The organism is Blastochloris tepida (assembly GCF_003966715.1).
Classification (GTDB): domain Bacteria; phylum Pseudomonadota; class Alphaproteobacteria; order Rhizobiales; family Xanthobacteraceae; genus Blastochloris; species Blastochloris tepida.
The window spans coordinates 3,439,184-3,459,951 of the sequence record NZ_AP018907.1 but is presented as its reverse complement, the minus strand read 5'-3'; the positions used below and the strand labels follow the sequence as shown (position 1 = coordinate 3,459,951).

The 20,768-nt window shown below is 67.9% G+C and carries 18 protein-coding genes; 6 read left to right on the top strand and 12 right to left on the bottom strand.

Annotation, left to right across the window (positions count from 1 at the left end; genetic code table 11):
• Positions 1-22: 22 nt before the first annotated feature.
• The gene (locus BLTE_RS15695; RefSeq protein ID WP_126401571.1) at positions 23-565 is read left to right on the top strand and encodes an SH3 domain-containing protein; all 543 of its coding nucleotides are present in this window, start codon (positions 23-25) and stop codon (positions 563-565) included.
• 413 nt (positions 566-978) lie between these two features.
• Here BLTE_RS15695 and BLTE_RS15690 read toward each other — a convergent pair whose 3' ends face one another.
• The 5 genes from BLTE_RS15690 to BLTE_RS15670 all read right to left on the bottom strand — a co-directional run bounded on the left by BLTE_RS15690 (position 979) and on the right by BLTE_RS15670 (position 9,633).
• A complete protein-coding gene (locus tag BLTE_RS15690; protein WP_126401570.1) occupies positions 979-1,896 on the bottom strand; it encodes a sugar kinase in 918 nt (305 codons plus the stop codon).
• A 93-nt stretch (positions 1,897-1,989) separates the two neighbouring features.
• The gene (locus BLTE_RS15685; RefSeq protein ID WP_126401569.1) at positions 1,990-3,336 is read right to left on the bottom strand and encodes an ArsB/NhaD family transporter; all 1,347 of its coding nucleotides are present in this window, start codon (positions 3,334-3,336) and stop codon (positions 1,990-1,992) included.
• A 162-nt stretch (positions 3,337-3,498) separates the two neighbouring features.
• Positions 3,499-6,534, bottom strand: a complete 3,036-nt coding sequence (gene polA / locus BLTE_RS15680) for a DNA polymerase I (protein ID WP_126401568.1) — start codon at positions 6,532-6,534, stop codon at positions 3,499-3,501.
• 75 nt (positions 6,535-6,609) lie between these two features.
• Positions 6,610-7,650, bottom strand: coding sequence for an acyltransferase family protein (locus tag BLTE_RS15675; RefSeq protein ID WP_126401567.1), 1,041 nt, complete (start codon positions 7,648-7,650; stop codon positions 6,610-6,612).
• A gap of 195 nt (positions 7,651-7,845) precedes the next feature.
• Positions 7,846-9,633 carry a glucan ABC transporter ATP-binding protein/ permease gene (locus tag BLTE_RS15670; protein WP_126401566.1) on the bottom strand — a complete coding sequence of 596 codons (1,788 nt, stop codon included), beginning with the start codon at positions 9,631-9,633 and terminating at the stop codon, positions 7,846-7,848.
• Between the two features lie 226 nt (positions 9,634-9,859).
• Here BLTE_RS15670 and hisE point away from each other — a divergent pair, with 226 nt between their 5' ends.
• Positions 9,860-10,252 (top strand): phosphoribosyl-ATP diphosphatase, encoded by a 393-nt coding sequence (gene hisE, locus BLTE_RS15665; RefSeq protein WP_126401565.1) that lies wholly within the window; start codon positions 9,860-9,862, stop codon positions 10,250-10,252.
• A gap of 39 nt (positions 10,253-10,291) precedes the next feature.
• Here the strand turns inward: hisE and efp are convergent, their stop codons facing one another.
• Entirely contained in the window at positions 10,292-10,858 is a 567-nt protein-coding gene (efp, locus tag BLTE_RS15660) for an elongation factor P (RefSeq protein ID WP_126401564.1), read from the bottom strand.
• Positions 10,859-10,956: 98 nt separating this feature from the next.
• Here efp and epmA point away from each other — a divergent pair, with 98 nt between their 5' ends.
• Genes epmA through BLTE_RS15645 form a run of 3 tightly spaced genes read left to right on the top strand, consistent with a single transcriptional unit; the run spans position 10,957 to position 13,456 of the window.
• Positions 10,957-12,018: an EF-P lysine aminoacylase EpmA gene (gene epmA, locus BLTE_RS15655; RefSeq protein ID WP_126401563.1), complete on the top strand. Its 1,062-nt coding sequence runs from the start codon at positions 10,957-10,959 to the stop codon at positions 12,016-12,018.
• Between the two features lie 9 nt (positions 12,019-12,027).
• Positions 12,028-13,086: a lysine-2,3-aminomutase-like protein gene (locus BLTE_RS15650; protein WP_126401562.1), complete on the top strand. Its 1,059-nt coding sequence runs from the start codon at positions 12,028-12,030 to the stop codon at positions 13,084-13,086.
• A 19-nt stretch (positions 13,087-13,105) separates the two neighbouring features.
• Positions 13,106-13,456 carry a RidA family protein gene (locus BLTE_RS15645; protein ID WP_126401561.1) on the top strand — a complete coding sequence of 117 codons (351 nt, stop codon included), beginning with the start codon at positions 13,106-13,108 and terminating at the stop codon, positions 13,454-13,456.
• A 261-nt stretch (positions 13,457-13,717) separates the two neighbouring features.
• Here BLTE_RS15645 and fabI read toward each other — a convergent pair whose 3' ends face one another.
• From fabI to fabA, 3 genes are all read right to left on the bottom strand, one after another.
• The gene (fabI, locus tag BLTE_RS15640; protein WP_126401560.1) at positions 13,718-14,587 is read right to left on the bottom strand and encodes an enoyl-ACP reductase FabI; all 870 of its coding nucleotides are present in this window, start codon (positions 14,585-14,587) and stop codon (positions 13,718-13,720) included.
• A 193-nt stretch (positions 14,588-14,780) separates the two neighbouring features.
• Positions 14,781-16,001: a beta-ketoacyl-ACP synthase I gene (gene fabB / locus BLTE_RS15635; RefSeq protein ID WP_126401559.1), complete on the bottom strand. Its 1,221-nt coding sequence runs from the start codon at positions 15,999-16,001 to the stop codon at positions 14,781-14,783.
• Between the two features lie 56 nt (positions 16,002-16,057).
• The gene (gene fabA / locus BLTE_RS15630; protein WP_244600018.1) at positions 16,058-16,639 is read right to left on the bottom strand and encodes a 3-hydroxyacyl-[acyl-carrier-protein] dehydratase FabA; all 582 of its coding nucleotides are present in this window, start codon (positions 16,637-16,639) and stop codon (positions 16,058-16,060) included.
• Positions 16,640-17,018: 379 nt separating this feature from the next.
• Between fabA and irrA the strand changes: the two genes are divergently transcribed.
• On the top strand, positions 17,019-17,456 hold the full coding sequence (irrA, locus tag BLTE_RS15625) for an iron response transcriptional regulator IrrA (protein ID WP_244600242.1): 438 nt from the start codon (positions 17,019-17,021) through the stop codon (positions 17,454-17,456).
• A gap of 483 nt (positions 17,457-17,939) precedes the next feature.
• On the opposite strand, the gene BLTE_RS15620 is transcribed toward irrA, so the two are convergent.
• From BLTE_RS15620 to BLTE_RS15610, 3 genes are all read right to left on the bottom strand, one after another.
• Entirely contained in the window at positions 17,940-18,665 is a 726-nt protein-coding gene (locus BLTE_RS15620) for an alpha/beta hydrolase family protein (RefSeq protein ID WP_126401557.1), read from the bottom strand.
• A 146-nt stretch (positions 18,666-18,811) separates the two neighbouring features.
• Positions 18,812-19,399: a protein-S-isoprenylcysteine O-methyltransferase gene (locus BLTE_RS15615; protein WP_126401556.1), complete on the bottom strand. Its 588-nt coding sequence runs from the start codon at positions 19,397-19,399 to the stop codon at positions 18,812-18,814.
• On the bottom strand, positions 19,396-20,700 hold the full coding sequence (locus BLTE_RS15610; protein WP_126401555.1) for an alpha/beta fold hydrolase: 1,305 nt from the start codon (positions 20,698-20,700) through the stop codon (positions 19,396-19,398). The genes BLTE_RS15615 and BLTE_RS15610 overlap by 4 nt, the downstream gene beginning before the upstream one ends.
• Between the last annotated feature and the right edge of the window lie 68 nt (positions 20,701-20,768).

Genomic DNA, 20,768 nt, shown 5'->3' with positions numbered 1-20,768 from the left:
ACGCAAAGGGGGGTGTCCATCGATGCGCTGGCTGGTTGTGGTGCTGATCGGAGCGCTGGCTGCCGCTGCGGCCGGCATGGTCGCGACCAAGGCGTCGGCGCCGGCCCGGCCGGCTGCGGAAACCAACCTTGGCACCTATTCCGGTCTGCCCGTCCCGCGCTTCGTCAGCCTCAAGACCGACCGCGTGAATGTCCGCGGCGGGCCGTCGCGCGACCATGACGTGACCTGGGTGTTCACCCGGTCGCATCTGCCGGTGGAGATCGTCGCCGAGTTCGAGACGTGGCGCCGGATCCGCGACGTCGACGGCCAGGAGGGCTGGGTCTACCACTCGCTGCTGTCGGGCCGCCGCACGGCGATGGTGGCGCCGTGGGTGTCCAAGGAGACGGTGACCCTGCGGGCCGACCGCTCGGCGGAGGCGCGAATCGCCGCCCGCCTGGAGCCGGGGGTGCTGGGCAATGTGCGCGCCTGTCGCGCCGGCTGGTGCCGCATCAGCGGCCAGGGGTTCGACGGCTGGGTGCAGCAGGACCGGCTGTGGGGCGTCTACCCCAACGAGAGCATCGATTAGGCCCCGCCCTGGTGACCTACGGGATTCACGGATCTGAATCGCCTGGGCCGAGAGAGATCGAGCCGAAACGCGATCTCTTTCGGCGTGACTTGCGCCTGCGGCGTCTGGCACAAGCCCGCCGTCGTCATGGCCGGGCTTGTCCCGGCCATCCACGTCTTTGTTTTCAAATAGGTTTTCAAGACGTGGATGCCCGCGCAGGCAAATTCATGCAGCCTGCGCAAGCTTGGCTGCAAGCGCGGGCATGACGAGTTCAATCCTGCGGCCCCCGGTAACTGCCGATCCACCGCGTTCTCGATGAGACATCCGCAGCCTGTCCATTAAGCCATTGATGGCTCGGCACAGAATCAGATCCGTGAATGCCGTAGCCCTGGCGACAGAGGGACCGCTGGCAGCCGGACCGCCCTGACGCCGCCTCACTGGGCGGCGGGGGCGAGCGGGGCCGCGTCGTCCTCGTAGAGCGCGCGCATGTGCATGATGTCGGCCTCGGTCGGCAGCTTCGATTCATTGCCGAGCCGCTGCACCGCATTGGCCGAGGCGGCGCGGGCGCGGATGAAGTGCTCCTCCCAGCGCGCGCCGGGATAGGCGAGGAACGAATAGACATAGGTGCCGTGAAAGATGTCGCCGGCGCCGGAGGTGTCGATCACCTTGTCCATCGGTACCTGCAGCGCCGGCAGGGTCTGGACCTTCCCCGCCTCGTCGAACCAGAGCATGCCGCGCTCGCCCATGGTGACGCCGGCGATCTTGACGCCGCGGCGCTTGAGGTAGGCCAGCATCTCCTCGGGGTTCATGTTCATCTGGGCGCACAGCGCCTCGGCGACCACCGCGATGTCGATATAGCCGATCAGTTCCTCCAGGTTCGGGCGCAGATTGCCGCCGTCGAGCGAGGTGGGGATGCCGAGCTTGCGGCACACCTTGGCGTAGTGCAGCGCCGCGTCGGACTGGTGCCCGTCGAGATGGAGCACCCGGCAGCCGTCGAGCTTCAGGGCCGGGAAGCGCTCGAGATAGACGTCGTCGCGGGCGCGCAGGATGGCGCGCTTGCCTTCCTTCGGGATGACGAAGGACAGCGAGCCGTGCTGGACCCGGCGGCCATGGACGGTGACGCCGTACTTGTGGGCCATGTCCAGGAACATGTGGCCGAGCCAGTCGTCCGACAGCGTGCACAGCAGGTCGGCGGGAATGCCGAGCCGCGAGCAGCAGAAGGCGGCGGTGACCGCATTGCCCCCGAACGAGACGGCGTAGTCGTCCGCCACCTCCTTCTGGTCGCCGGTCGGGATCACCTTCGACAGCAGGGTGACGTCAATATAGGTGTGGCCGATAAAGAGCGCGTCCATCGGGGGGAACCTCCGTCTTCTCAAGACTTGCCGCTTCGGGTGGCGGAGGCAAGCCCAAGACGCGCCGGCCCCCGCGGCCGCGCGTCAAGCGTGTCAAAAATACCGCAGCCACACATAGAGGTGGGCGATGGCGATCGATACCAGCATCATCGGGAAGGCGTAGAGCGTGAAGGTGACAAACCGGAACGGCACGCCGTTGCGCTCGCCGATGCCGGCGACGGTGAGATTGGCCGAGGCGCCGATCAGCGTGCCATTGCCGCCCAGGCACGCCCCGAGCGACAGGCACCACCACAGGGGCTCGATGTGCTCGGGCCCGCCGAAGGCCGGGGCCATGGTCTTGACCAGCGGAATCATGGTGGCGACGAACGGGATGTTGTCGATGATCGCCGACAGCACCGCCGAGGTCCACAGGATGGCATAGCCGGTCAGCGCCAGATCCCCGCCGGTGAGCGCCACCAGCTCATGACCGAGCAGGCCGAGCAGGCCGCCGACCTCGACGCCGTGCACCACCACGAACAGGCCGAGAAAGAAGAAGATGGTGATCCACTCGACGTCGGAGAACGTCTTGTGGATGTTGGTCGCCGCCTTCTCGCCGTGGTGGTGCCAATTGTCGAGCAGCATCAATATGGCGGCGCCGCCCAGCGCGATCGAGGCTGGCTCCATGTCGATGAAGCGGGCGGAGACGAAGCCGAGGATGGTGAGGGCGAGAACCCCGAGCGACTGCTTCAGCAGCGTCCAGTCCTCGATGGTCTCGATCTCGCGCATCGCCATGACGTGGGCGCGATCGGCCGGCGCGGCGGCGAGCGAACGCCCCCACAGGAGATGGATCATCACCACCTGCACCATGAGCACCACGGCCGCCACCGGCGCGAGGTGATAGATGAAGGCGTTGAAGTCGAGCCCGACCAGCGAGCCGATCAGGATGTTGGGCGGGTCGCCGATCAGCGTCGCGGTGCCACCGATGTTCGAGGCGAAGATCTCGGCGAACAGGAACGGATAGGCCGGCACCTTCAATTCGCGGGTGACGGCGAGCGTCACCGGCACGATCAGCAGCACGGTGGTGACGTTGTCGAGCAGCGCCGACAGCACGGCCGTGACCACCTGCAACAGCAGCAGGATGCCCCACGGGCTGGCGTGGGCCTTCTTTGCCGCCCACACCGCGACATACTGGAACATGCCGGAGCGGCGCGAGATCGACACCAGGATCATCATGCCGGTCAGCAGGCCGATGGTGTTGAAGTCGATGCCGCGCACCGCCTCGGCCTGATCGAGGATGCCGACCACGATCATCAGGCCGGCGCCGAGCAGCGCGACGATGGAGCGGTTGACCTTCTCGCTGATGATCAGTGCGTAGGTGGTGGCGAGAACGGCGGTCGAGACCCAGAGCGGATCGAGGCCGAAGATCACGTGCGGCACGAACGTGCCGGAACCGCCATGCATGGGGGCAACTGTCCTTGGTCTGTCACGTCGCACGAAGCGGGCTCGCCCGCCCGGACACGATCGAACCGCAAGCTCCGCCATCCGCGCATCCGCTGTCAACTCGGGCCGGCGGGCGCGGACGTGCGATTCATAGGGCTTCCGGGCGATCCGCCGGAAACCGCGTCAATGCGCCTCGTCCCAATTGGCGGCGGCGCGGGCATCGACCTTGAGCGGCACCTTCAGCGCCACCGCCGGCAGCGCCGCGTCCGTCATCACTCGGCAGACGACCGGGATCATCCGCTCAACCTCGGCCACCGGCACCTCGAACACCAGTTCGTCGTGCACCTGCAGCAGCATTTTCGACGACAGTTTCGCCTCGGCCAGCGCCGGCTCGATGCGGATCATCGCCCGGCGGATGATGTCGGCGGCCGAGCCCTGCAGCGGCGCGTTGATGGCGGCGCGCTCGTTGAACGCCCGCACAGAGGCGTTCGACGCCTTGATGTCGGGATAGTGCGCGCGCCGGCCGAACAGCGTGGCGACGTAGCCGTGGGCGCGGCAGAACGCCTTGGTCGCCTCCATATAGTCGCGGATGCCGGGGAAGCGCTCGAAATACCTGCGGATATAGGCGCCGGCCTCCTCGCGGCCGATGCCGAGCTGGTTGGCGAGGCCGAACGCCGAGATGCCGTAGATGATGCCGAAATTGATCGCCTTGGCGCGCCTGCGCACCTCCGGCGGCATGCCGGCTACCGGCACGCCGAACATCTCCGACGCGGTCAAGGCGTGAATATCGATGCCGTCGGCGAAGGCCTGGATCAGCTGGGGGATGTCGGCGACGTGGGCGAGCAGGCGCAGCTCGATCTGCGAATAGTCGGCCGACACCAGTCGGCAGCCCTCGGCGGCGACGAAGGCCTTGCGGATCTTGCGGCCGTCCTCGGTGCGCACCGGAATGTTCTGCAGATTGGGCTCGGACGACGACAGCCGGCCGGTGGTGGTGGCGGCGAGCGCAAACGAGGTGTGCACGCGCCTGGTCGCCGGATTGACGTAGGCCGGCAGCGCGTCGGTGTAGGTTGATTTCAGCTTGGTGAGCTGGCGCCAGTCGAGGATGCGCGCCGGCAGCTCGTATCCCTGCTCGGCGAGGTCGTCGAGAATGGTGGCCTTGGTCGACCACGCCCCGGTCGGCGTCCTGGTGGCGCCGGGCAGGCCCATCTTGCCGAACAGGATGTCGCCGATCTGCTTGGGCGAGCCGACATTGAAGCTCTCGCCGGCCAGCCGGTGGATCTCGGCCTCCAGCGCCGCCGCCTTCTGGGCGAACTCGCCGGACAGCCGCGACAGCACCTGCCGGTCGATGGCGATGCCGCGCGTCTCCATGCGCGCCAGCACCGGCAGCAGCGGCCGCTCCAGCCGGGCATAAACCCGGCTCATGCCCTCGGCGACGAGGCGCGGCTCCAGCACCCGCCACAGCCGGAGCGCCGCATCGGCGCTGCCCGCGGCGTAGGCTTTCGCGTCGTCGATGGCCGCGCGCTCCAGCGCCACCGCCGCCTTGCCGGTGCCGGTGACCTCCTGGCGGCTCTTCGGCTCGAAGCCGAGCCAGTGGCCGGCGAGCGATGCGAGGTCGTGCGCGGCGCGGCCGGCGTCGAGCACGTAGGACACCGTCATCACGTCCTCGACCGCGGCGCACTCGATGCCGGCGCGCTCCAGCACCACGCACAGCCCCTTGATGTCGTGGCCGATCTTGCGCACCGACGCGTCCGCCAGCACCGGCCCGAGCCGGTCGAGCAGAGCTTTGGGCTCGATCTGGCCGGCGGTGCGGCCATCGCCGAACAGACCCTCGCCGGAGACGTGGCCGAGCGGCACATAGGCCGCCCGCCCGGGCTCGACCGCCAGCGCCAGCCCGACCAACTCGGCCCGCATCGGGTCGGCGGCGGACAGCGCCGCGGCCAGCGCCACCGCCCCGGCATCGCGAATTCGGGCGATCCAGGCATCGAGCGCGGCAAGGTCGGCCACCGTCTCATGGCGGGACGGCTCAAACGGCACCGCGCGGATGGCGGCGGCGCGCGCCTTGGCCAGCGCCGCCGGGGTGAGCGCCGCGGCGATCTCGGGCGGGCGTGCCGGCGCGGCCCGTGCCGCGGATCTCGCGGCCGGGACGCTTCCCGCCGTCTCGCCGGTATCCTCCCCGGTCGCCGGTCCGGCGCCGAGCAGCGCCAGCAGCCGGTCGGAGGTCGGCCCGCCCGGCGCGAGGTCGGGGTCCGGTTCGATCTCGCTGGGGTCGACCTCATAGATCTCGCCGGCCCGCTTGGTCAGCGTGGTCAGGTCGAGCGCCTTGAAGAAGCCGATCAGCGGTTTGGGTTCGGGCGCGACCAGCCGCAGGCGCTCGATCGGCACCGGCAGCGGCGCGTTGACGTCCAGCGTCACCAGCCGCTTGGAGATACGAATCTTCTCGATGATCTCGGGGTCGGTCAGGGTGGCCCGGCGCTTGGGCTGCTTGATCTCGTGGGCGCGCGCCAGCAGCGTGTCGAGATCGCCATATTCGGCGATGAGCTGGGCCGCGGTCTTGATGCCGATGCCCGGCGCGCCCGGCACATTGTCGGTGGAATCGCCGGCCAGCGCCTGCACGTCGGGGATCTTTCCGGGCGGCGTGCCCTCCCAGCGCTCGGCGACCTCGGCGGCGTGCAAGAGGCGCTCGGGCCGGTAGCCCGGCTTGCCTTTGATGCCCGATTCGGGATCGTAGAAGGCGACCGAGCCGTCGACCAGCTGCATCAGATCCTTGTCGGAGGACACGATCAGCACCTTGGCGCCGGCCGCCGTGGCCTCGCGGGCATAGGCGGCGATGAGGTCGTCGGCCTCGAAGCCCTCCAGCTCGATCGGCTCCAGCCCGAACGCCGTCACCGCCTTGCGCATCAGCGGGAACTGCGGCACCAGCTCGGTCGGCGGATCGGGCCGGTGGGCCTTGTAGTCGGGATAGATCTCGGTCCGGAAGGTCTTCTCCGACCTGTCGAAGATGATGGCGAGGTGGGTCGGCTTCACCCCCAGGGCGCCGTCCTTCACGAACTGGAAAATCTTGGTGCAGAACAGCCGCACCGCGCCGGTCGGCAGACCGTCGGACCGCGCATTGTATTTGCGGTCCTGGTTCATCGACTGGAAATAGGCGCGAAAGACGAAGGAAGACCCGTCGACCAGAAAGACATGGTCGCCGGGCTTCAGGGCAGGGGCGTCGCTCATCAGACGATCCGGATCTCACTCTTGGTGCCGGATCATAGACCCCGAGACGCTCCTGGCCAGTCCCGGAGCGCTGCCCTATTCCGCCGGCTGCAGCTTCGGCCGGCCCGGCACCAGCTTGAACGCCTCCGGCCGCACGAACAGATAGCGCGCCGGGGTGTTCTTCACCGCCAGGTGCAGCAGCAGCGGTCCGGTGACGGCGATCAGCGTGACGATGACCGACAGCCAGCCGGCATCGGTGACGAGGCCGAGCTTGATCAGCGCCACGCGACTGGTGGCCATGAACAGGAAGAAGGCGAGATAGATGACCAGCGTGTTGCGGCCGCAATAGCGCAAGGGTGCGAACACGTCGCGCCCGGCCATCAACGCCGAGGCCGCGACCACCGCCATCGCCCCGGCCATGCCGAGCACGAGCGACACCACCGGCAGCGCCGAGATGCCGAAATGGACGGCCAATGCCTCCATCACCGCCCAGGCCGCGAGCCCGGCCAGAGCGAGGCGGACATGGCCCTGCGCCCAGGCGGCAAGCTGGAACACCTGGCGGCAGGCATAGTAGCCGGCGAGGAAATAGACGATGCGGGCGCAGAACTGGTCGACCACAAAATAGCCGGTGTCGATGTGGGCGATCTCCAATACCGCCGCCACCCCCAGCACCAGCGGCATGGGCAGCCGGCGGGTGAGGCGGGCGACGATGAAGAAGATCGGCAGCATGTGGATGAACCACAAGGTGCCGAACGGCTCGATGAACGCCATCGCCAGCGCCATCGGCAGCTCCCTCAGTGAGGCGTCGCCGAACAGCAGCCCCTTCACCAGGAAGATGATCGCGCTCCACAGCAGCAGGAAATAGACGAAGTGCACCACCTTGCGGTCGAGATAGGTCCGCAGGTCGCGGTCGATCACCCGCCCGACGAACAGGCCCGACAGCAGGAAGAAGTCCGGGATGCGGAACGGCGTCATGAACTCGACGAGCGGGTGCATGAAGCCCTGCTGGCCGAGCGCGGCCTCGACGCCATAGGTGGCGTGCATCATCACCACGAAGACGATGCAAAAACCCTTGGCGTAGTCGACCCAATCGACCCGTCCGTCGTGCCCGCCGGTCGCCGTGTAGGTTGCCGTCATCCGATCCTTCCGCGTTCGGGGTCCCGCAACGGCACAGTGCCGGTGCAATGGTGACCAAACCCGCAAGGCCTTGCCGGGGTGCAGCGCCGGCTGCGGCAACCCTCCGGCATGGTGAACGGATATTGCCTGGATCGATGCGAGAGGTCTGCCGGAATCCGTTTCCTTCGATCCCGAAGGGATCAACCGGAAACAGTATCAAGTCTCCACCGGCGGGCGGAGGTCGATCGGCTCACCCGGCACCATGAACTGCGCCTTGGCCAGCGCCGCGAACCGGCCGCCGAGCCGCACCAGCTCGTCGAAGCTGCCGGCCTCGACGATGCGCCCGCCCTCGAACACCAGGATGCGGTCGGCATTGCGCACCGTGGCAAGCCGGTGGGCGATGACGAAGGTGGTGCGGCCGCGCATCACCTCATCGAGCGCCAGCTGCACCTTGTGCTCGGTGGCGGCATCGAGCGCCGAGGTCGCCTCGTCGAGGATCAGGATCGGCGGATCCTTCAGCAGCGCGCGGGCGATGGCGAGGCGCTGGCGCTCGCCGCCGGACAGCGCGCGGCCACGCTCGCCAGCGATCGAATCGAGGCCCTCGCTCTGGCGGCCGATGAACTCGGCGGCCTGGGCGCGCTCGCAGGCGATGCGGATTTCCTCCTCGGTGGCGTCCGCCTTGCCGGCCAGCAGGTTCTCGCGGATCGTCCGGTTGAACAGCAGCGCCTCCTGGAACACCACGCCGATGGAATGGCGCAGCGACGCCAGCGTGATGTCGCGGATGTCGATGCCGTCGATGGTGATGGCGCCCGACTGCGGGTCGTAGGCGCGGTGGAGCAGAGCGAGCGCCGTCGACTTGCCGGCGCCGGTCGAGCCGACCAGGGCGACGGTCTCGCCGGGCTCGGCCGAGAAGCTGACGTCGGCCAGCGCCGGGCGCTTGCCGTCATAGGAGAACGACACGTCGTGGAAGGCGACCGCGCCTTTCGGCTTCTCGAGCGCGCGGGCGCCGGGGCGGTCGCGCACCGCGGGAGCGGTGTCCATCACCTCGAAGAACTGCCGAAGCTGCGGTGCGTCCATCACCATGTGGTTGACGAAGCTCACCGATTGTTCGAGCCGCCCGATCAGCATGCCGGCGAAATTGACGAAGGTGACGATCTCGCCGATCGAGGTCAGCCCCTGCAGATGCAGCCATGTGCCGAACAGGAAGATGGCGAGCACTGTGAGCGTGGTCGAGGCGCGGGTGGCCACCGACACCACCGCCCACCACGACAGCACCGGCATCTGGGCGCGCAGCACGTTGGCGGCGACGTCGCGCAGGCCGCGCACCTCGGCCTCGATGCGGGTGAAGGACTGCACCAGCGCGACATTGCCGAGCGTGTCGGAGGCGCGCTCGGCGAGGTCGGAATGAAAATCCTCGACCACCGCCTGCATGCCCTCGGTCTTGCGCATCACATAGGAGGTGAGGGCCGAGAACAGCACCGCCAGCCCGATCAGCAGCGACGCCAGCCGCCAGTTCATCCACAGCGCCACCGGCATCATCACGATAAGCGCGGCCATGGCCGCGAAGGTCTCGCGGAAGAACGACAGCCACAGGCTCCACAGCGTGTCAGCGCCCTCCAGCATGACCTTCATCAGCCGGCCGGAATGGGTGGCGCCGTGATAGGCGAGCGGCAGTTGCAGCACGTGCTCGAAATAGGTGGTGACGATGCCGAGCCGGCGGCGGTGGGCGAGGCGGTCGGCATGCAGCGCGATCAGGACGCCCGCCACCACCGTGAACAGCGCGAAGCCGGCCCAGGCCAGAAGCCACGGCGTGATGTCGGCGAAGGCCGGCGGCCGGCCGGCGCTCTGGGCGCCGATCAGCGTGTCGATGATGCGGCCATAGAGGATCGGCTCGGCGAACTGGGCGCAGGCCAGCGCCAGATTGGCGCCGGTGAGAATGATGCCGAGCCGCAGCTCGGGGCCGAGCGCGGAAATGGTGCGGCCGTAGAGACGGATCAGGTTCATCGGGGAGGCCGGTTGGGCAGGCGGGACAGCCGGCGGGTCGCTGCCGGCTGGTTTCTATCAATGTGACCCTGCCGGCGGCGGTGGCAAGGTCCATCAGGGCAAGACCCGGAGTGGCAACACCCGGCGATCACCCGACAGGGACTGTCGCCGGCCGCAAGCGTGTTGACAGCCCGCCGGCCGGACCGTTCTCTCAGGCTTCGTCTTGTCCGCTCAGATTCGCCCGCGCATGGCCGATTCAATCGATCGCCTCTTCCAGGCCGTCCGTGCCGCGCAGGCGGGCGGCAACGGCCGTTCGCGCACGGCCAAGCTGCTCAACAGCGGGCGCATCAAGATCGCCAAGAAGGTGGTGGAGGAGGCGGCCGAGGTCAGCTTCGAGGCGGTGCTGGAGAACCGCGAGGCGGTGATCCGCGAGAGCGCCGACCTGATGTACAACCTCGTGGTGATGTGGGCCGACGCCGGCATCACCCCGAAGGACGTATGGTCGGAGATGACCCGGCGCGAGCAGGCGATGGGCATCGCCGAGAAGCTGCCCAAGTCCCCGTCCAAATCCGGCGCGAAGGCCCTTTCCAAGGCGACCCCGGCGCCGCGCCGCAAATCCCGCCCGGTGCGGGCGGGATAGCCGGAAAACGTCGCGCGGCGGCACCCGCCGGAAACCGTATCAGTCCTTGGCGCGCTCGCAGTAGGCGCCGTCGGCGGTCATCACCACGATGCGGGTGCCGGCTTCGATGTGCGGCGGCACCAGGGTCTTGACGCCGTTGGAGAGGATCGCCGGCTTGTAGGACGAGGACGCGGTCTGACCCTTCACCACCGCCTGGGTCTCGACGACCTCCAACGTCACGCGCTGGGGCAGGTCGATCGCCACCGCATTGCCCTCGAACACCGACAGCATGCACTCCATCTCCGGCTGGAGATAGACCGACTGGTCGCCGATCACGTCCTTGGAGACCGCGATCTGGTCGTAGGTCTCCTTGTTCATAAAGTGGAAGCCGTCGCCGTCCTCGTAGAGGAAGGTATAGGGACGATCCTCGACATGGGCGCGCTCGACCTGCTCGGTGGTCTTGTAGCGCTGGGTGGTCTTCACCCCGTCGCTGATCCGGCGCATGTCGATCTGGGTCGTCGGCGTGCCCTTGCCGGGAAAGAAGCTCTCGGCGGAGATCACGGCATAAAGCTTGCCGTCGATTTCGAGAATGTTGCCCTTGCGGACGGAACTGGCGATGACTCTCACGGGAATTCCTCGGGCTGCGCACCGGCGCGGCTTCGAAAGCGGCGCAGCGCGGCTGGATATGATAGGGGCCGGGCTTCATCTGCCCGAGGTCGCGCGCAATGTCCACTCCTTCCCGCTGGTGGGATCCCCGCCGCCATGCCGATCGCCGGCCGGTCCTGCTTGGCCGCAACCGCATCATCGCTGCGCTCCGGGCGTGGTTCGCCGGGCAGGATTTCGTCGAGGTCGAGACCCCGGCGCTGCAGGTCTCGCCCGGCAACGAGCTGCACCTGCACGCCTTCGCCACCGAGATCGCCGCCACCGACGGGCGGCGGGCGCCGCTCCACCTCCACACCTCGCCGGAATTCGCCTGCAAGAAGCTGCTGGCGGCTGGCGAGACGCGGCTCTTCACGCTCGCCCGGGTGTTCCGCAACCGTGAGCGCACGGCGCTGCACCATCCCGAGTTCACCATGCTCGAATGGTATCGCGCCGGAGAGGGCTACGAGACGCTGATGGCGGACTGCGCGGCGCTGCTGGCGGTGGCGGCGCAGGCGGCCGGTGCCGAACGTCTCATCTGGCGCGGCGCCAGCGCCGACCCGTTCGCCGCGCCCGAGCGGCTCGCGGTTGCTGATGCATTCGCGCATTTCGCCGGCATCGACCTCCTCGCCACGCTCGACGGCAGCGAGGGCAACCGCGAGGCGCTCGCCGCTGCGGCCGAACTCGCCGGGGTGCGGGTCGCCGCCGACGACACATGGTCGGACGTCTTCACCCGCGTCATGGCCGAGCGCATCGAGCCGCATCTCGGCTTCGGCCGCGCCACCCTGCTCGTCGACTATCCGCTGCCCGAGGCGGCGCTGGCCCGGCCCAAGCCGGCCGACCCGCGCCTTGCCGAGCGCTTCGAGCTCTATGTCTGCGGGGTGGAGCTCGCCAACGCCTTCGGCGAGCTGACCGACCCGGCCGAGCAGCGCCGGCGTTTCCGCGAGGCGATGGCCGAGAAGGAACGGATCTACGGCACGCGCGTGCCGATCGACGAGGATTTCCTCGCCGCGCTGGCGCTCATGCCGGAGGCGGCCGGCATCGCGCTCGGGCTCGACCGGCTGGTGATGCTGGCGACCGGGGCGCCGCACATCGAGCAGGTGATGTGGGCGCCGGTGGCCGATGTGTTCGCCGGGGAAAGCGGGTAAACGAGCCGGATGAGCGAACCCGCCAAAGCCCTGACCTCGGCCGAGGACCTCGTTGCCGCGGGCCTCGTGCCGCCCGGCCGGCGCGAGGCGATCGCCCGCGTCGCGGCGCGCTATGCGGTGTCGATCACCCCGGCGGTGGCTGCGCTGATCGATGCGGCCGACCCCGCCGACCCGATCGCCCGGCAGTTCGTGCCCGATCCGCGCGAGTTCGACCGCGGCCCGGCCGAGCGCGCCGATCCGATCGGCGATGACGCCTTCAGCCCGCTCCCCGGCCTCGTCCACCGCCACCCCGACCGGGTGCTGCTGAAGCTGGTCAATGCCTGCCCGGTCTATTGCCGGTTCTGCTTCCGGCGCGAGATGGTCGGGCCTGGGGCGGGCGCCCTGACGCCGGAGGCGCTGGACGCCGCACTCGCCTATATCGCCGGGCACCCCGACATATGGGAGGTGGTGTTCACCGGCGGCGATCCGTTCATGGTCTCGGCCCGCCGCGCCGCCGAGGTGGTTGAGCGGCTGGCGGCAATCGCCCACGTCAAGGTGCTGCGCTGGCATACCCGCGTGCCGGTGGTGGCGCCCGAGCGCGTCACCGCCGATTTCGTGGCGGCGCTGAAAAGCCCGAACCAGGCCACCTGGGTCGTGCTGCACGCCAACCATGCGCGCGAGCTGTCCCCGGCGGCGCGCGCCGCCTGCGCTCGGCTGGTCGATGCCGGCATTCCGATGCTGTCGCAGAGCGTGCTGCTCGCCGGCATCAATGACGATCCCGACGTGCTGGCGGCGCTGATGCGGGCCTTGGTCGAGACCCGCATCAAGCCCTATTACCTGCACCATGCCGATCTGGCGCCCGGCACGGCGCATCACCGCACCAGCCTCGCCACCGGCCGGGAACTGGTGCGCGCGCTGCGCAGGACCGCCTCCGGCCTCGCCCAGCCCACCTACGTGCTCGACCTGCCCGGCGGCTTCGGCAAGGTGCCGGTGAGCCCCGATTACGTCGCCTGGCTCGCCGAGGACGGCCGCCACGGCGAGATCGACGACGCTGCCGGTTGCCGGCACGCTTACCCGCCCACTCCCTGACCCTCAATTGGAGACACTGATGAGCATCACCCGCATCGACATGGGGCCGCGCATGAGCCAGGCCGTGGTCCACGGCGGCACGGTCTATCTCGCCGGCCAAGTGGCCGACGACCCCAAGGGCAAGAGCGTGACCGAGCAGACGGCGCAGATCCTCGGCCAGATCGACCGGCTGCTGGCCGCCGCCGGCACCGACAAGACCCGGATCCTGATGGCGACCATCTATCTCGCCGACATCAAGACGTTTGCCGAGATGAACGCGGCCTGGGAGCCGTGGGTGGCACAGGGCAACACGCCCTCGCGCGCCACCGTGGAAGCGAAGCTGGTGACGCCAGACTATCTCGTCGAGATCGCGGTGATCGCGGCGGTTTGATACGGTTTCCGGTTGATCCCTTCGGGATACCGGAAACGATCTCGCCGAAAAATCCTTGATCCGGAAGGGATTTTTCGGCGAACAGCATACGGTTCTCCGGCTTGATCAGCCGGAAACCGTATGACACCAGCGGGCCGCTCCGACCGGGGCGGCCCTCTTCCGATTCCTGGGGGATCGTCTCTTCTTGGGGAACCGATCCTTGGGGATTGGATCCTTGGGGATCACGTCTTGGGGATCACGGCGTGATCGCCCGGTTCCGCATCACTCCGCGGCGTGGCCGGCGGCGGCCTTCGCCTCGGCGGCCTCGCGCGCTTCGGCAGCCTCCTCGGCCGCATCCACGGTCTTGAGCGCCTCGGGGTGCGGCATCGAGATGATGTTGTAGCCGGAATCGACGAAATGGACCTCGCCGGTCGTGCCGGTGGACAGGTCCGACAGCAGGTAGAGCGCGGCGCCGCCGACCTCCTCGGTCGTCACCGTGCGGCGCAGCGGCGCGTGGCGCTTCTGGTAGTTGAACATCAGCCGGGCATCGGAGATGCCGGCGCCGGCCAGCGTGCGGACCGGGCCGGCCGATATGGCGTTGACGCGGATGCCGCGCGGCCCGTAGTCGACCGCGAGGTAGCGTACCGAGGCCTCCAGCGCCGCCTTGGCCACGCCCATGACGTTGTAGTTGGGCATCACCCGGGTCGAGCCGCCATAGGTGAGGGTGATGATCGAGCCGCCGGCCGGCATCAGCGCGGCGGCGCGCTTGGCGATCTCGGTGAAGGAGAAGCACGAGATCACCATGGTGCGCACGAAATTCTCGCGCGTGGTGTCGGCGTAGCGGCCCTTCAGCTCGCTCTTGTCGGAAAAGGCGATGGCGTGGACGACGAAGTCGAGGCTGCCCCACAGCGCGCCGAGCTGCGAGAACACCGAATCGACGGTCGAGAGGTCCTCGACGTCGCACGGCAGCACCACGTCGGAGCCGACGCTGGCGGCAAGCGGCTTCACCCGCTTGCCGAGCGCCTCGCCCTGATAGGTGAAGGCGAGGGAAGCGCCGTGCGCGGCAAGCGTCTTGGCGATGCCCCAGGCGATGGAGTGATCATTGGCCACCCCCATCACCAGACCGCGTTTGCCGTGCAGGAGCCCGTTCATGCCCACGATTCCCATGTGCTGCCTTCCATCCCGCTGAGCGTATCGGTCTGTGGTGCCGCGCGCGTGCGACACCTGCGTGACGGAAAGCGTCTGTCCTGACCGTGTCCAAAGATTTTTCGGCGGCTATCGATGTCCGCCGGCCGGCCCGCCCCGCCGGCGCCAACGCGGCCCCGGCGCGCGTGGTGCCGACCGGTCAGGCATCGAGCCGCTTCAGAATGATGGACGAGTTGGTTCCCCCGAAGCCGAACCCGTTGGAGAGCACGCAACCGATCTTGGCATTGTCGATGCGCTGCCGAACGATCGGCATGTCGGCGAAGGCGGGATCGATCTCCTCGATGTTGGCGCTCTCGCAGATGAAGCCGTTGTTCATCATCAGGAGCGAGTAGATCGCCTCGTGGACGCCGGTTGCGCCCTGCGAGTGCCCCGACAGCGACTTGGTGGCCGAGATCGGCGGGCACTTATCGGCGCCGAACACCGCGCGCAGCGCCTCGATTTCCTTGAGGTCGCCGATCGGCGTCGAGGTGGCGTGCGGATTGATGTAGTCGATCGGGCACTTGACCTGGGAGATGGCCAGCCGCATCGCCCGCTCGGCGCCTTCGCCGGAGGGCGCCACCATGTCGGCACCGTCCGAGGTTGCAGAGTAGCCCGCGACCTCGCCATAGATGCGGGCGCCGCGGGCCTTGGCGTGCTCCAGCTCCTCCAGCACCAGCACGCCGGCGCCGCCGGAGATGACGAAGCCGTCGCGGTTGGCGTCGTAGGCACGCGAGGCGACCTGCGGCCGGTCATTGTACTTCGACGACATGGCGCCCATGGCGTCGAACAGCACCGACAGCGTCCAGTCGAGATCCTCGCAGCCGCCGGCAAACACGATGTCCTGGTTGCCCCACTTGATCTGCTCATAGGCATTGCCGATGCAGATGTTGGTGGTGGCGCAGGCGGCGGAGATCGAATAGCTGATCCCCTTGATCTTGAACCAGGTGGCGAGCGTCGCCGAGGCGGTTGACGACATCGCCTTGGGCACTGCGAACGGTCCGATGCGCTTGGGCCCCTTGGTGCGGGTGATGTCGGCGGCCTCGACGATGGTCTTGGTCGAGGTGCCGCCCGAGCCCATCACGATGCCGGTGCGCTCGTGGGAGATCTCGTTCTCCTCCAGCCCGGCGTCGCGAATCGCCTGCTCCATCGCCACGTGGTTCCAGGCGGTGCCGCCGCCGTGAAACCGCATCGCCCGGCGGTCGACCACCTCCTCGGCATTCAGCGTCGGCGCGCCATGCACCTGCGAGCGGAAGCCGAGCTTGGCATATTCCTCCGCGAACACGATTCCCGACCGCGCCTCGCGCAGGGAGGCGGTGACCTCCTGCACATTGTTGCCGATCGAGGACACGATCCCCATTCCGGTGACGACGACTCGTCTCATGGTGAGCCTCTTGAGCGCTCATTGGCGGCGCGGGCGCCGCACAGGGCAGTCGGACCTCAGGCTCCCTGGGGGGCCGGTTCGCCGGCACGGAACAGTCCGACCTTCAGATCCGAAGCGCGATAGATGATGTTGCCGTCGGCGGCCAGCCAGCCGTCGGCGATGCCGAGCACCAGCTTCGAGCGCATGACTCGCTTGAAGTCGACGCCGTAGACCACCTTCTTGACGCTCGGCAGCACCTGACCGCTGAATTTCAGCTCGCCCAGGCCGAGCGCCCGGCCCTGGCCCGGCGAGCCCAGCCAGCCGAGAAAGAAGCCGACCATCTGCCACAGGGCGTCAAGCCCGAGGCAGCCCGGCATCACCGGGTCGCCCTTGAAGTGACAGGCGAAAAACCACAGATCCGGCTTCACGTCGAGCTCGGCGCGGACCAGACCCTTGCCATGCTCGCCGCCCTCCTCCGAAATCTCGACGATACGGTCGAACATCAGCATCGGCGGCAGCGGCAATTGCGCATTGCCGGGACCGAACATCTCGCCTCGCCCGCAGGCGATCAGATCTTCGTAGCCGTAACTCGACCGTCGCTCCATCGAAGACGCCTGCAAATCGCTCCCCCCGGCCTTAACTGCAGAATTCGCTGCCATCCTTCACTCCCAGATGCGCTCTCCTAACATACGAAAAAGGTGTCATCAAAGCCGGTGACGGCCGCAGCCGAGGTTATGCAGCCGTGAAGCGGCGGCATGCAAAAAGCGCTTGTTGCAACCGTGTTGCAAGACGCGGCCGTGCTGCGTATGATGTTTTCCAGCAACGAGCGGACTCCCAACGCATCGTCACCCGTCGTGAGGCCCGAGGGCCGTGCAATTACAGTGTGATGAGTTGATGCCGGGCGACCGCAGACCAATGGACAGCCAACCGACGATGAACGAGCTCCCTCGCTTCAATCGCCAGACCGAGGTTGCGCCGCGCGACCGGACTCAATCGCGCGACAGCGAAATCCTGCCGGTGGCGCGCCTGCGGGATCCGATGCTCCATCAGGCGCGGACCGGCTGTCCGTTCCACGACGTGCGGCAGATGCTCAAGGATGCCGGCCTGCGGCCGACCCGCCAGCGGCTGGCGCTGGGCTGGCTGCTGTTCTCCAAGGGTGACCGGCACATCTCGGCCGAGATTCTGCACGAGGAGGCGCAGCATGCGCGCTTCCCGGTTTCGCTGGCCACCGTCTACAACACGTTGCATCAGTTTACCGAAGCCGGCCTGCTGCGGGAACTGGCGATCGACGGCTCGCGCGCCTTCTTCGACACCAACGTCCACGACCACCACCACTTTTTCCTGGAGCAGGAAAACGAGCTGGTGGACATTGCGCCCAGCCAGGTGGCGCTGGAGCGGACGCCTGAGCCGCCGGCCGGCTATGAGGTGGCACGGGTCGACGTGGTGGTGCGGCTGCGGCGCAAGACCCCGAGCTGAGGCCGTTCTGCTCCAAGAAAGCCCAAAAACAAATAATAGCAGGCCAGTTCAAACCTAGCTTGGGAACAGCCGTAGAATTTATATAGGTACCTTGCTACATAAGAAGCATGGACCTCAACGAATTCCCGACCAAAGAAGGCGACAAATTTTCCTGCCCGGGTTGCGGGGTCGGGTACGTCGCTTCGTACGCTGAGCGCCGAATTCACGAAAAAGACGACGCTCGGTGTAAGTGTTGCGGGCTTGTGATGCTGCGATGGCCTGCTATTGGCCTTCGTTTAGTTTCTTGGCCGAAGTAAACGGGACGCGATCAGTATACCTAAGCGCCCGTCCGATCCGAATCGGCTCGGTTGCTTCATTGTGAACCCGCCATCTGGAGGCTCCCGGCAATAGCCGAGACGCCGAATCGGGCTTTCCGATTGATTCGGCCCTGGCAGGGCGCCGAGCCCGGCCGTTCTGTCTGGGGTGCGCAGCCCTTCGGGACGGTCAGTGCGTCGTCGCGGGAGTTGCGGCCGGCACGCCGGCGGTGGTCGATGCCGGGGCGGCGCCGGTCACCTCGGTCGCCGGCTTGGTCGCGTCCTTGGCGGTGTCGGGCGCCGGCTGGCTCGGCGTCGTCCGCTTGCGCGGCGGCGCCTTGAGCGCGACGATCCGGGCGATCACCTCCTCATGGAGCTGGGGCGACTTCTCGATGTTGAGATGGCCGAGATCGCTCTTGCCCTCGAGGTCGAAATTGGTCAGCGAGCCCTTGAAGCCGTCACCGGCGCGAACCGCATTGCAGCAGCCCGACAGGTAGTAATTGACCGCCTTGGCGACGTTGCGCGGAACCGTCTGGTAGCCGACCGGGTCGAAGCTGACGACCAGCGACACCGGCACCTTGGCCGCGGCCAGCCGCGCCGCCATCGGATAGACCGCATCGGCGCCCAGCGAATGACCGACCAGCACCACCGGCCCGCGCCAGCCGGCGGCGCGGCGGGCGATGATCTCATCGGCGAGCGCGTCGGCGTCGGCGTGGTTGGCGACCGCGGTGTGGATGCCGCGGCGCGACAGCTTGTCGGCGAGATCATCGAGCCCGAGCGAGAAGATGTTGGCGAGCCCGCGCAGCAGATAGACCCGGGTCTCGGTGGTCTGCGCCGGCGGGGCGGCCTGGGCGGTGGCGAGAGCGAAGCAGGCGAAGGCGCCGACCGCGAAGAAAAACCGCTGGAATCCGAGCATGTTCTGACGAATCCGTAACCGCCGGGAGGTTGCACTGGGCGAATCCCTCATACTCCACCGGCGGCAGGAAACGCCAGCGCCGATGCGGGCCGGGGGGCGTTCGCTGGCAACCTGTTGCCACCGCGCCACGCGCGGCTGCCGCCGCGTCAGTACAGCCCCGGAAAGATGCGCGCCGTACGCTTCATGTATTCGCGATATTGGTCGCCGAAGATCGACAGCATCATCGCCTCTTCGCGCTCGATCCGGCCGAAGAACAGGATGCCGAAACCGACAAGACCGGCCGGACCTGCGATCCAATTCGGCAGCAACAGCACCTGCGCCAGCGCCAACAGCCAGAACGCCGTGTACATCGGGTGGCGAACGTAGCGATAACTTCCCTCGGTCACGAGGCTGTGGGAGTCGTGCAACTCCAGGCTCACCGACCAGTTGCGGCCGAGGTCGCGATGGCTCAGCCGGAACATCGCCAGCGCCGCCACCATCACCAGCGCGCCGGCCGCCGCCAGCGGCCACCGGAAGGGATAATCGGCGAAGGCGGGAAATCCCGTGAAGACATAGATCAGCGGAACGATGCCGAGCCCCGACAACGAGCAGGCGAGTAGAAGCGTTTCGCGGATGTCGAACTGGGATTTGACGATCCTGTTCTTGCGCTTGTTGCGCCGCTCATAGGGAAAGCGGATCACATACCAGCCGACGCCGCCGACCAGCCACAGGATCTTGGCGAGATCCGGCGTCATGACGCGGCCCCGGCCACCGGGGCGGCAGCCGCCCCTTCCGCACAAACTGCGGCCATCGCCGCATCCGGCGACAAAACCCGCGTCTCCAGCGGCACCGGGCCGCACAGGATCATGAAGTAGTCGTAATGGTAGCGCCGCTCGTTGCCCATCACGAACTGGCGGTGCATGCGGAAGAAGTCGCCGCGGAACCGGCGGTAGGTCTCCTCCTTCAGCATGTTGCGGATACGCACCGTGCGCACTTCCGGCAGTCGATCGGCCTTCACGCCCATCTCCCGCACCGGATTGCACTTGTAGAAATTGATGATGTCGACCAGCGCCTGATATTCGACCCAGAACACCTTGGGATTGTTGGCGACCACCGCGGCATCCTCGCGCAACCGGCGGGCCGCCGGGTGCAGGCCGATCTTGAGGATGGAGGAGCCGCAGGTCATCAACGCCAACGGCCGCTGCGCCGCCGCGGGCGCGCTCTGCGGCGGCGTTGATTCGCTCTGCGGCGCCGTTTCGGCCGGCTGCGGCGTTGCACCCGTCCGCTGCTCCAGCACGCGGGCCAGCACCTCCACCATCAGCGCCGCGCCCAGGCTGTGGCCGATCAGCACGACCTCGTCGGCCTTGGTGGTGGCGAGGGCCTCGATGATCGAGGCCGCGAACTGGTCGAGCCTGGCGTCGAGATCGGGCCGGCGAGCGCGCACCAGGTCGCGGGCGAACGACCAGTCGTCGAGGATATAGGCGAGGAACAGCCGGTTGCGCACCAGCCGGTAGAGGATCCACGACACGGTGAAGCCGGCCGGGAAGCCAAGCAGCGGCGCGGTATGGGCCTTCCCCGCATACCAGATGCCCGAATAGATGCCGGCGGCGGCGATCAGCCCCAGCAGCACCAGCGGATAGAGGAAGAACAGAGCGTAGCGGAAATTGCAGCGGGCGTAGCGGAACAGCGTGCCGGTGAGCACGAAATCGGCCAGCGCCATCACCCCGTCGAGGATGCGGCGCGGCTCGGTGCGGCTGAAATCGGCCGCCACCACCTCGTGCCAGTCGAACAGCCGGAGCTCGGTGTCGACCGTCCAGCCCGGCGCCACCGTCTCGACCGTCCAGCGCGGCACCGGCTGGTCGAGCCCCTCGGCCTCCGACACCTTGGCCTTGACGCCCCAGGTGGTTTCGAACCGGCCGATCTCGCGCACGAAGCGGGCGTGCTGCTTCTCGGGCGGCAGCGGCTCGTAGCCGGTGATGAGGAAGGCCAGCCGCCGGGTGACGCGCGCGTCGGGCGCACTGCGGGGGTGATCGGCACTGCGGGAGTCGGACGCCATCGGATGCACCTCCAAGCGGTGGTGAGGCGAGAGGTACCCGCGGCCCGCGGCGGCGGCAAGGCTGGGCC

Bases quoted from the DNA above. Each gene is read 5' to 3' on its own strand.
- irrA (WP_244600242.1), top strand. From the start codon at position 17,019: ATGCTCCATCAGGCGCGGACCGGCTGTCCGTTCCACGACGTGCGGCAG.
- polA (WP_126401568.1), bottom strand. From the start codon at position 6,534: ATGAGCGACGCCCCTGCCCTGAAGCCCGGCGACCATGTCTTTCTGGTC.
- BLTE_RS15685 (WP_126401569.1), bottom strand. From the start codon at position 3,336: ATGCATGGCGGTTCCGGCACGTTCGTGCCGCACGTGATCTTCGGCCTC.
- epmA (WP_126401563.1), top strand. From the start codon at position 10,957: ATGTCCACTCCTTCCCGCTGGTGGGATCCCCGCCGCCATGCCGATCGC.
- fabI (WP_126401560.1), bottom strand. From the start codon at position 14,587: ATGAACGGGCTCCTGCACGGCAAACGCGGTCTGGTGATGGGGGTGGCC.
- BLTE_RS15695 (WP_126401571.1), top strand. From the start codon at position 23: ATGCGCTGGCTGGTTGTGGTGCTGATCGGAGCGCTGGCTGCCGCTGCG.
- BLTE_RS15675 (WP_126401567.1), bottom strand. From the start codon at position 7,650: ATGACGGCAACCTACACGGCGACCGGCGGGCACGACGGACGGGTCGAT.
- BLTE_RS15610 (WP_126401555.1), bottom strand. From the start codon at position 20,700: ATGGCGTCCGACTCCCGCAGTGCCGATCACCCCCGCAGTGCGCCCGAC.
- BLTE_RS15690 (WP_126401570.1), bottom strand. From the start codon at position 1,896: ATGGACGCGCTCTTTATCGGCCACACCTATATTGACGTCACCCTGCTG.
- fabA (WP_244600018.1), bottom strand. From the start codon at position 16,639: ATGGCAGCGAATTCTGCAGTTAAGGCCGGGGGGAGCGATTTGCAGGCG.
- fabB (WP_126401559.1), bottom strand. From the start codon at position 16,001: ATGAGACGAGTCGTCGTCACCGGAATGGGGATCGTGTCCTCGATCGGC.
- BLTE_RS15615 (WP_126401556.1), bottom strand. From the start codon at position 19,399: ATGACGCCGGATCTCGCCAAGATCCTGTGGCTGGTCGGCGGCGTCGGC.
- BLTE_RS15620 (WP_126401557.1), bottom strand. From the start codon at position 18,665: ATGCTCGGATTCCAGCGGTTTTTCTTCGCGGTCGGCGCCTTCGCCTGC.
- BLTE_RS15650 (WP_126401562.1), top strand. From the start codon at position 12,028: ATGAGCGAACCCGCCAAAGCCCTGACCTCGGCCGAGGACCTCGTTGCC.
- BLTE_RS15645 (WP_126401561.1), top strand. From the start codon at position 13,106: ATGAGCATCACCCGCATCGACATGGGGCCGCGCATGAGCCAGGCCGTG.
- hisE (WP_126401565.1), top strand. From the start codon at position 9,860: ATGGCCGATTCAATCGATCGCCTCTTCCAGGCCGTCCGTGCCGCGCAG.
- BLTE_RS15670 (WP_126401566.1), bottom strand. From the start codon at position 9,633: ATGAACCTGATCCGTCTCTACGGCCGCACCATTTCCGCGCTCGGCCCC.